At 65.1% G+C, this 9,749-nt stretch carries 8 protein-coding genes and 1 pseudogene; 1 reads left to right on the forward strand and 8 read right to left on the reverse strand.

The window, feature by feature from the left end:
- From EOA32_RS27525 to oiaX, 3 genes and pseudogenes are all read right to left on the reverse strand, one after another.
- A pseudogene (locus tag EOA32_RS27525) lies at positions 1 to 277 on the reverse strand (triose-phosphate isomerase); the annotation flags it as partial.
- 46 nt (positions 278 to 323) lie between these two features.
- A complete protein-coding gene (locus EOA32_RS27530) occupies positions 324 to 1,655 on the reverse strand; it encodes a four-carbon acid sugar kinase family protein (RefSeq protein ID WP_128373393.1) in 1,332 nt (443 codons plus the stop codon).
- Between the two features lie 2 nt (positions 1,656 to 1,657).
- Positions 1,658 to 2,908 carry a 3-oxo-isoapionate-4-phosphate decarboxylase OiaX gene (gene oiaX, locus EOA32_RS27535; RefSeq protein WP_128373394.1) on the reverse strand — a complete coding sequence of 417 codons (1,251 nt, stop codon included), beginning with the start codon at positions 2,906 to 2,908 and terminating at the stop codon, positions 1,658 to 1,660.
- Positions 2,909 to 3,093: 185 nt separating this feature from the next.
- On the opposite strand from oiaX, the gene EOA32_RS27540 reads away from it, so the two are divergent.
- The gene (locus tag EOA32_RS27540) at positions 3,094 to 3,807 is read left to right on the forward strand and encodes a transcriptional regulator NanR (RefSeq protein ID WP_067325547.1); all 714 of its coding nucleotides are present in this window, start codon (positions 3,094 to 3,096) and stop codon (positions 3,805 to 3,807) included.
- A 6-nt stretch (positions 3,808 to 3,813) separates the two neighbouring features.
- Here the strand turns inward: EOA32_RS27540 and EOA32_RS27545 are convergent, their stop codons facing one another.
- The 5 genes from EOA32_RS27545 to EOA32_RS27565 all read right to left on the reverse strand — a co-directional run.
- Positions 3,814 to 5,718 carry a hypothetical protein gene (locus EOA32_RS27545; protein ID WP_128373395.1) on the reverse strand — a complete coding sequence of 635 codons (1,905 nt, stop codon included), beginning with the start codon at positions 5,716 to 5,718 and terminating at the stop codon, positions 3,814 to 3,816.
- Positions 5,715 to 6,749, reverse strand: a complete 1,035-nt coding sequence (locus tag EOA32_RS27550) for a Gfo/Idh/MocA family oxidoreductase (RefSeq protein ID WP_128373396.1) — start codon at positions 6,747 to 6,749, stop codon at positions 5,715 to 5,717. Before EOA32_RS27550 ends, EOA32_RS27545 begins: the two co-directional genes overlap by 4 nt.
- A gap of 2 nt (positions 6,750 to 6,751) precedes the next feature.
- Positions 6,752 to 7,816: an ABC transporter permease gene (locus EOA32_RS27555; RefSeq protein ID WP_067325535.1), complete on the reverse strand. Its 1,065-nt coding sequence runs from the start codon at positions 7,814 to 7,816 to the stop codon at positions 6,752 to 6,754.
- Positions 7,813 to 9,357 carry a sugar ABC transporter ATP-binding protein gene (locus EOA32_RS27560; protein WP_095832726.1) on the reverse strand — a complete coding sequence of 515 codons (1,545 nt, stop codon included), beginning with the start codon at positions 9,355 to 9,357 and terminating at the stop codon, positions 7,813 to 7,815. Before EOA32_RS27560 ends, EOA32_RS27555 begins: the two co-directional genes overlap by 4 nt.
- Positions 9,354 to 9,749 (reverse strand): DUF2291 family protein (locus EOA32_RS27565; protein WP_128373397.1); only part of this gene is annotated, 396 nt, incomplete at its 5' end. The genes EOA32_RS27565 and EOA32_RS27560, both read right to left, overlap by 4 nt.

Below are 9,749 nucleotides of genomic sequence, written 5' to 3' on the forward strand. Positions count from 1 at the left end.
CGTCTTGGGCGGTGGCGATGATCTCCGCCTGGCGGGCGTCGGCATAGTCCGAGGTCGCCGGAATGCCGTTGATGCCGATCGCCCAGACCGGCTCGTAGGCGAGCAGGATCGGCGCCCGCTTCTGCGCCGCGCCGAGCTTGGAGAGCGCGCCGCGCACCTGCGTGTCGAGAACCTCGCGCGCGAGGCCGGCCTCGCGCTCAGCCAGCGTCTCGCCGATGCAGATCAACGGTGTAAGGCCATGGCGAATGGCAGCCTCCGTCTTGAGGCCCACGGTTTCCCGTGGCGACAGCGATTTGAATGCGGGTGAGTGCGGCATGGCGCCATCAACCTCCGAGACCGTCACGGATGGCCGAGAAATAGCGATCGGTCCCCACCTGCCCGCCCTTCAGCGCCACCTCCAGACCGTCGATCGCAGCGATGCTCGAATGGGCGACGCAGAGCGGCGAGCCGGGCGATGCAGGCAGCGGCATCCTGACCGTCAGCGCATCGACACCCATCTGGCCGAGCGCGTGGCTGGAGGTGTCGCCGCCGGCAATGATCACGCGCTTCAGCTTCTGCCCCACGCTCAAGGCACGCAGCAGTTCGCCGAGCCCGCGGCCGAGCTTGTGGCGGGCGCCCTCCTGGCGATCGATCTCGGCGCCGCGATCGGCCGAGGGCCCAAGCGCCGTGTAGAGGATGACGCTGCGGCCGGCATCGAGGCTGGCCTTGCCGGCCGCCGCCGCGCGCGCGATCGCCGCGCTCGACGAATCCGAAACAAGCTCGACCGGGTCGACCTCGATGCCGTCGAAGCCGTCGCTCATCGCATGCCGGATCTGCCGTTCCGTTGTTGGCGAGCAGCTGCCCGAGACGACGGCGATGCGGTCGGCCGCTCCGGGTGGCGCGAAACCGGCCGCGGCGCCCGGGGCAGTCTTTCCCGCCCATTCGGCGAGCAGCGCATATTCGATGCCGGAGGAACCGACGACGAAATATCCGCCCGGCTTGCGGGCGCGCCAAATCTCCTTGCCGGCCAACGCTTGGCTCTCGGGACTGTCGACATCGATAAGCAGTATTGCCGCGTCGGCGACCAGCCTGTCGAAGATTGCGGACCTGCTCGGTGAGCGCAGCGTCGCCAGGTCCAGCAGCTCGGAAGGAAGGTCTGTCTGTCGTGACAGATGCACGAGCAAGTCGGATTCATCCATCGGCGTCGCCGGATGGCGGCTCATCACCGGGTGGCGGTCGATACGGTAGTATCTGTCGCGATAGGCGGCGAACAAATGGCCGAATGCGGTGTAGCGCTTGAGCTGCGGCGCGCCGACCACCAGCGGCACGCAGGCTTGTTCGAACACGGCGCGGCCGATCTCGATCGCCCGGCCGATGCTGCCGATCGTCGGGCTGGAATCGAAGGTCGAGCAGACCTTGTAATGGCAGATCTCGGCCTGAAGCGACTTCAGCCAGGCGAAAGCCCCTTCAAGATGCGTGTCCATCCATTGCGCGGACTCGCTGCGGCTGGTGCCCGCAAGGCCGACGGCGCGGCAATGCGCGAAGCGCGCCATTAGTCCGGCATCCGGCTTGCGCATGAAAAGCACGGTCGGCACACCGCCGAGTTCCAGCGCTTCCATCACGTCGGTCGAGCCGGTGAGGTCGTCGCCATAATAGCTGAGGAGCAGGTTCTGCATGCTCACTCCGCCTTGCCGTCGGCAAATTTCTCGATCGAGCGTGCCAGCTCGACATGGCTCCTCGCGAATTCCCGGAGCGGGATGCCCTCGACCGCTGCCTGCCAGGCCTGCTGCACGGCGCGTACGCCGGCGCCCGGCCCGTCGGGATGGCTGACGATGCCGCCGCCGCACAGATAGAGGAGATCGACTGTGCGCCCCGTGCGCTCATAAGTCTCGGGCGCCTGTCCGCCCCATTGGCCGGAGCCGGCCACCGGCAGGGCGCGATCGTCAGGCGAGAACAGCGGCGTCGTCACCGCCTCGAAGGAGCGGATGAAAGACTCGTCCGGTTCCCAGTATTTCGAGGCGATGCCGTTGATCTGGAACTGGTCGACGCCGAGCAGCCGCCAGAATTGCTGCCAGACCTTGAAATCCATGCCGAGGCCGGGATGGCGGGTAAGGATATCCCAGCCGTTGCGATGCGCGTGCAGCACCAGGCCCGAGCGCTTCCTGAGGTAAGCCATGCCGCCAAAGCCGATGGAGTTGATGTTGATGACCGCGCAATTGCCGCCGGCTTCGAGCACAAGATCGTGGTTGCGCAGCATCTCGTCGGGATCGGCGTGCGAGATGCCGAAGGCATACATCACTTTTTTTCCGGCCTTCTGCTCGTGGTCGAGGATCAGCGGCATGATCGCCTTGACCCGCTCCGACAGCGGCGAATAGGCCGGGCTCATCAGCTTCTCGTCGTCCTTGATGAAGTCGACGCCGGCCTCGATCAGTTCGCCCACCATCTCGGCCGTCTCATGTGGTCGAAGGCCCAGCGCCGGCTTGACGATGGTGCCGATGATCGGGCGGCCTTCAACGCCGGTCAGCCGGCGGCTGCCGGCGACACCGAATTGCGGGCCGGGATGCGCGCCCCTGAATTCCTCAGGCAGCTTCATGTCGACGATGCGGATTCCCGACAGGCCCCGGATCGAATAGGTGCCGCCGATCGCAATCGTCATCAGCGCCGCGAGATCGGTGCCGATCGCATCGAAAGGAAAGGCAATGTCGACATCGGCGCGCTTGAAGGGACCTTTGCCGGCCTCGGGTATCGAAGGGTGCGCTGCGTCGGGCAAAGGCCGGATCGACAGCACGCGGGCCGCGACGCGCGCCTTCAGCTCCTCCGTCTCGCCAGGCAGCGCGACGAAGGTGCCGGTCGACTGGTCGCTGGCGATCTTGGCCGCCAGCGCCTCGATACTTCCCGAGGTCTCGATCCGGTAGGTGAGGGTGATCATGGCCGCCATACTCAATTGGAAAGGCAGGAAAAGAATTCCTCGCGCTCGAAATCTGGTATAATGAGTACATAAGCATTGCAAGCAATATCCTGCCGGCGGAGCGCCTCGCGGTACGGCAACGGGCATTCCGGAAATTGCGGCCGCGGTGCTAGATTGGGACTGGGTCAAGGGAGTGATTCGCGGCGATGAACCGTTCGGAACCGATCGTCCGGCGCAAGCTTTCCGACGAAGTCTTCGTCAGGCTGAAGCGCCTGATCACCAGCGGCGAATTGCAGCCGGGCGACGATATGCCGTCCGAGCGCGAGCTGATGGAGCGCTTCGAGGTCGGCCGGCCGGCGATCCGCGAGGCAATGCAGGCGCTGAGCAACATGGGTCTCGTCGCCATCTCGCATGGCGAACGCGCCAAGGTGCTTCAGCTGACAGCCAAGTCCATCATCAAGCAGGTCGATGGCGCCGCCAAGATCATCCTGTCGTCTTCGAAGGACACGCTCGAGCACCTGAAGAGCGCGCGTATCTTCTTCGAGCGCGGCATGGTCAAGGAAGCGGCCGAGAAGGCGACTCCCGAGGACGTGCAGCGGCTGAAGGCAACCGTTGCCGAGCAGCGCGCCGCGCGCGGCGATGCCGAGGCGTTCATCTCCGCCGACATGCGGTTCCACACCCAGATCGCGGCGATTTCCGGCAATCCGATCTATGTCGCGGTCAGCGAGGCGATGCTCGGCTGGCTGAAGGAATATCACACTGAGATGCTGATCTGGACCGGCAAGGAAAAGTTCACGCTGACCGAGCACGAGGAGATCATCGGCTGGATCGAGAAGAAGGACGCCGAACGCGCCGAGAAGGCGATGATCAAGCATCTCGAGCGCTCGCGCGCCCTCTACGTGATGAGCTCCGAGAAATAGCTTCGTTCAGCCGATCCCGGCGATGGCATAGGCTGGCATTGTCAGGCGTCTCAGGGCTTCGCCCCGGTCAAGCCTGCGCGCGCCCGCTCCGTCCCAAATCGTAATCGGACCTGCCGCTTCGCCGGCTAGCGCCGAGGTGTCGACCACCACATCCTCCGGTGTGAGGTTTGCCAGCCAGGCCGTGGTGGCGCCGGCCGGCGAGCAGGCCGCCAGTGCCGCTATGCGATCATCGCTGACGCGTAGGGCGATAAGTGTATTGCCGGCCAGCGCGGCGAGGCCTTGCACCGCGTGGAAGATCGGTCGGGGCCTTCCTTCCTTAGCGGGTTCGTCGGCGGCCGCCAGCACGCCGAATGGCCCCGTGAAGCTGGAGAGCGTCAGCATCTCAAGCCCGGCCGGCGCCACGCGCGCGGCATAGCCGATCGACCAGGCGGCCGCGAACAGTCCGGCATGGCGCGGATCGCGATTTGCCATGGCGATGCGCTGGCCGTGCAAATTGCCCTTGGTCGCGCCGCCATAGGGGTTCTGTCGCATGGCAATGGTCGAGGGTCCGATGCGATAAGGCATTGCGCGATAGATCGCCCGCGTCGACTGCGTGATGAATGGCAGCGCCTCCAGCGATTGCATGACGCTGAGATCGTCGGCCGCATGCACGATCGGACAGGTGCAATGGCTGACGAAATCCAGCAGCTCGGCCGGAACGCGCTTGCGGTTGAGTTCGGTGAAATAGCTGAACATGCCGCCGCCGAGCCGGATGCCGGGGAAGGCGCGGCGTGCCGCGGCATAGACATTCTCGAGTGGCGGGCAGGCCGGCCAGACGCTGCCGGGCGGTGTCGACTGCCGGTCGACCGAAGGTGAGACCGCGATGGCATCGAGCCGCAAACCTGCCCGGCGCACCATCTCCGCGACGCCCGACAGTTCCATGTCGAGATCGCCCGCGCAGGCGACCACGCATTCGAGCGTCGTCTTGACAGGGAAGGCGAAGGCGAGCCTGCCATGAGCCTGCAAGGCCTCCAGGCCATGGCCGCGGGTCGGATCGTAGTGAAGGAGAAGCTGCTGCGGGCCAAGCTTATTGAGCAGCGGCAGTTTGCCCAAACCCGCCTCGACATCTTCCGGATAGATGACGACGCCGATATCGGGCAGTTTCGCGCCGGTCTCGCCAAGTTCGATGCGGACCGGCTCAACGCCGGTCGCCGCGGCAGTCACCTTGGGGTCGGCAGTTATACGCAGGGTGATCGTCTGCCGATTGGTCTGTCCCGCCGGCAGCACATAGGGCCATGGCAGAGCCAGCGGCCGCACATACGTCTTGTAGGAAGCGTCGGACCAGTTGCGCTGGTCTTCCATTTCGAAAATGTCGCCTTCCATCCGGCACTCGGCGGTAACGCTGGGGGCGACCTGATGGGTGATGGCGCGCATATCCTTGAACGGCTGCCAGGGGTCGATCAGCAGCGGCAGCTTCGTGTCCACCACGCGGCCGTCCGTGTGCTCGACCTTGACCGAACTGCCGGCAAGGCTGGCGATCGGATGCAAGATGCAGAAGCCGCAACGATTGGTCTCGAAATCGCTTTCGGGCAGCGCTTTGACGTCGAAGCTGAGACGGCCATCGGCGTAGCCCTCGATCTTGGCGTCAAAGCCGAGCCGGCTTCCACCCGGACCCTCGCAATTTGCCGAGTAGCGCACCGAGAAGCTCTCATCGCTCTGTTCGATGACAAGGCCTTCCAGCGTCGGCTCATAGGTGCCCCAGTCGCGGTCGCGAACGATATAGGCGATCGCGCGCAGCACCTCGATGCCGCCGTACCGGATTCCACGCAGATTGCCGTTGAGGAAATCGGCGCTGAGCGGGCCTGCGCTCAGCCGGACCGGTTCGGCTTCGACCGCATGCGTACCGTAGAGGAGGAAGGGATGCGCGGTCATTTGAGCAGGTCGTCGATCCGCACGGGCTGCCGGCTGGCGGCACCGGCATAGGCAGCCTCGACCAGCGCGAATGTCTTGATGTTGTCGGCGCCGGATGTCGCCGGTTCCTTGGCGGTGGCCAGGCAGTCCACCCAATGCTTCTGTATCGCTACGACGCTTTCCTGGATGTTGTGCCATGGCCGCGAAGCCCAGGAAAGCAGTGGCGGTGACACGTCGCGCACTGTGGTGCCGCTCTTGCCGGCGACCGTCAGTTGGTAGCCCTGCGCCAGCCGGATCGTGCCGTCGCTGCCGTCGATCTCGATCAGGGTTTCGGGGAACGGGTCGGCGGCAAGCTTCGTCGCGTAGCTGCAATCGACCACGGAGGTTGCGCCGCCCTCATGATCCATCAGCATCGTTGCCACGTCCTCGCCGGCGATGTTGGGGTTGACGCGCGTGGTGCGCGCGGTGAGGCTCGAAACATCGCCGAGAAGGAAGCGCGCGATGTCCAGGATATGGATGCCGAGATCCTCGATGATGAAGCGCTTGCCTGTCGCAAGGTAGGGCTGGCCGGAAAACACGTCATAGGCCGAGCGGAACGAGATGCGGCCGAAGAAGGGCCTGCCGATCTCACCGCTGTCGAGCAGGGCGCGGACTGCCTGGATCGGCGACTGCCAGCGGAAGTTCTCGTGCACCATCAGCGGCACGCCGGCGTCGGCGCAGGCCTTCACCATGACCTTGGCGTCGGCAAGCGTTGGCGCGAACGGCTTCTGGCAGATCACCGGGACACGGTTGGCAGCGGCGATCTCGACCAGCGGTCGATGGCTGCCGACGGTGGTGGCGATGTCGACGAAGTCCAGCGTCTCAGCGGCAAACAGTTCGACCGCATCGCGGTAACGCCGCTCGATGCCGAACTCGTCGCCGACGATCCTGAGCCGCTCCGGATCGCGGTCGCAGATGGCGACGATCGAAGCGCCATCGATGTCGCGCCAGCCATGCATCTGGTTGACGGCGAAGAAGCCGCAGCCGATCAGCGCTCCGCGCAATGCCGCCATGGTCAGCCCACCTTCGCCATCTGCATCAACGTCACGCGGCTCTGCAGACGACGCTGCGCCTGGTCGACGACGACCGCGACGATGATGACGAGGCCCTTGATCACCATCTGCCAGAATGAGCTCACCCCCATCATCACCAGCCCGTCGGAGAGGATGCCGATGACGAAGGCGCCGACGATGGTACCGCCAATCGTGCCGCGGCCGCCCGACATCGACGTGCCGCCGAGCACGGCGGCAGCAATTGCATTCAACTCGAAGCTCTCGCCCGTCGCCGGATGCGACGCCATCAGCTCCGACGAGATGATGAGGCCGACTATCGCCGCGCAGAAGCCGGAGAACATGTAGACGAACATCTTCACCATGTTGACGCGCACGCCCGAGATCCGCGCCGCGCGCTCGTTGCCGCCGACCGCGAAGATATGGCGGCCGAGCGGCGTGTAACGCGCGAGATAGGCCGCGCCCAGCGCCACCACGACCAGGATCCAGATCGAGACCGGCAGGCCGAGCAGCTTGCCGGCGCCGAGATAGCCGAAGCCGGTGGTGCCGAGCTCAGGTTTGCCGACGAGGTTGGGGAATGTGCGGCCGTCCGACGACAAAAGCGCAAAGCCGCGCGCGACATAGAGCGTGCCGAGCGTGGCGATGAAAGGCGCGACGTTCAGCCTGGTGATCAGCAAGCCGTTGACGGCGCCGATCAGTATGCCGACCGCCAGCGTGATGAAGGCAATCTCGACGACGTTGAAATAGACGGTATAGCCGATCTGCAGATCGATGCCGTTGAGCACCAGATAGCCGGCGACCATGCCGCACAGGCCGACGATCGAGCCGACCGACAGGTCGATGCCGCCGGTGATGATGACGAAAGTCATCCCCATGGCCAGGAAGGCGTTGAGGGCCACATGCTTGGCCATCAGGATCAGATTGGCGGCCGAGAGGAAATTCGGCGCCGCGATCGAGAAGAACACCAGCACCGCAATCAGCGCGATGAAGGTGCGGAGCTTCATCAGCGTCAGCAGCACGGAACCGCTGGATGCGGATGGCGCGGCAGCCTTGGCTGGAATGTCGGTCATCGGGAGTCTCCATGCACGGGTCCGTGGCCAAGCGCCGAAGCGGCGACGATGGCCGCCTCCGTCGCCTCGGCGCGATCGAACATGCCCGTCAATTTTCCGTTGCTCATCACCGCGATCCGGTCAGACAGCGCCATCACCTCGTCGAGGTCGGAGGTGGCAAAGAGGATGCCCAGCCCATCGCGCGACAGCTTGCGCATGGTGCGGAAGACGTCGGCCTTGGCGCCGACATCGATGCCGCGGCTGGGCTCGTCCATCAAAAGCACTTTCGGCCCGGTGAGCAGCGCCTTGCCGATCACCACCTTCTGTTGGTTGCCGCCCGACAGCGACGACACTTCCTGCGCCGGATCGGCGACCTTGATCGCCAGCTCGCGAACCATCTGCGTGACCGCCTGCCGCTCGGCGCCGCCGCGGATATGGAACAGGCTGACGAAGCGCGACAGGCTGGCCATCGTCAGGTTGCTGGCGACGGAGAGGATCGACACGAGGCCCTCGCGCTGGCGGTCTTCCGGGATCAACGCCAGACCACGCTGGATGCGTCGCGTCGTGTCGCGCTCCTTGACCTGGTGTCCGTCGATGAAGATCCTGCCGCTCGCCTGGCCGTGGCGGCCCATGATGCAGTCGAACAACTCGCTGCGTCCGGCGCCCATCAAGCCGTAGATGCCGAGGATCTCGCCGGCGCGTAAGGAGAGCGACACATGGTCGACCGCAAGTCCGCCGGTGACGCGCGGCAGGCAGATCTCCTCGGCGCGGAATATTTCTTCGCCCGGTTGATGGCCGTCGGCCTTGGCGAAATCCTTGGCGTCCGAGCCGATCATCTGCCGTACGATCCACTGTGTATCAACGTTCTTCATCTCCTCCTGGCCGGTGATGCGGCCGTCGCGCAGCACGGTGATGTAATCGCCGATGCGGATCAGTTCCTCCAGCCGGTGCGAGATGTAGACGATGGCGACGCCACGCGCCTTGAGGTCGGCGATCACGTTGAACAGGATCTCGACTTCCGCCGCGCTCAGAGCCGAGGTCGGCTCGTCCATGATCAGGATGCGCGCGTCGAGCGAGACCGCCTTCGCGATCTCGACCAGCTGCTGCTGGCCGATGCGCAAATCCTCGACCAGCATGTCTGGCCTTATGCCGGCTTCGAGCTGTTCGAGGAATTCGGCGGCCCGCCGTTCCTGCTCCCTGTGGTCGATCTTGCGGAGGGCGTTGGTCAGCTCACGCGTGGCAAAGATGTTTTCGGCGACCGACAGATTGCCGAACAGGTTGAGCTCCTGGAACACCATGCCGATGCCGCGGCTGACGGCGTCGCCGGAGGACGAGAACGAAACTTCGTTGCCGTCGAGCAGGATGCGGCCGGCGGTCGGCCTTTCGACGCCGGCGATGATCTTCATCAGCGTCGACTTGCCGGCACCGTTCTCTCCGACCAGCACGTTGACCGCGCCTTTGCGCACCTCGAAATTCGCGTGCTTGACCGCCACCGTGCCGGCATAGACCTTGGAGATGTCCTCCAGCTTCAAGATGACGTCGTGACCGGGCGCGGGGCTCATGGCTTCGGCCCGATCTCGGCCTCCGCCGGTGTCACCAGCGGCAGGTCCTGGCCGCCCTCGATGGTGTAGGCGCCGAGCACCTTCGCGGTCCGGCCCTCCAGCCCGTCACGCGGCAGCTTGGACAGCACCGTCTTGCCGGCATAGGCATTGAAGGCCTTGCCGAACTGGGCGAAGTCGATCTGGTTCGTGAAGTCGTTGAACTGCACGAAATCCAGGCTGTCGCGAATGGCGGTTCCACGCATGGCCGGCCCGATCTGCACCCGCGCATCCGCCTTGCCGTCGCCGTCGACGTCGACGTCGACGGTGGCCGCGCGCGACTGCGTGTTGGCGGCAACGATCTTGCCTTCGACGCGCACCGCGAAGGTCCATGGCGAATTCGCCTGCTTCTTAGG

This window comes from Mesorhizobium sp. M1A.F.Ca.ET.072.01.1.1 (assembly GCF_004023325.1).
GTDB lineage: Bacteria > Pseudomonadota > Alphaproteobacteria > Rhizobiales > Rhizobiaceae > Mesorhizobium.